The sequence below is a fragment of the Bacillus cereus group sp. BfR-BA-01382 genome (assembly GCF_022663475.1).
In the GTDB taxonomy this organism is placed as follows: domain Bacteria; phylum Bacillota; class Bacilli; order Bacillales; family Bacillaceae_G; genus Bacillus_A; species Bacillus_A thuringiensis_S.
Window position 1 is genome coordinate 1 of the sequence record NZ_JAKUFQ010000303.1, and the last position, 394, is coordinate 394.

Sequence of the window (394 nt, forward strand, 5' to 3'; positions counted from 1 at the left end):
AGGGAATATAGTGTCACCGCAAGTGAAAAAAGAAAATGTAGGGAATATAGTGTCACCACAAGTGAAGAAAGAGAATGTAGGGAATATAATATCGCCGCAAGTGAAGAAAGAGAATGTAGGGAATATAGTGTCACCACAAGTGAAGAAAGAAAACGTAGGGAATATAGTATCACCAAATGTATCGAAAGAAAATGTAGTTATTCCACAAGTCATACCGCCAAATATTCAAATGCCAAATATAATGCCAATTATGGATAACAACCAACCACCAAATATGATGCCGATTATGGATAACAACCAACCACCGAATATGATGCCAATTATGGATAATAATCAAATGCCGAATATGATGCCAATTATGGATAATAATCAAATGCCGAATATGATGCCAATT

1 pseudogene is annotated in these 394 nt (G+C 35.3%); it reads left to right on the forward strand.

Features of this window, described 5'->3' with window-relative positions:
- A pseudogene (locus MR160_RS34045) lies at positions 1–394 on the forward strand (peptigoglycan-binding protein LysM); the annotation flags it as partial.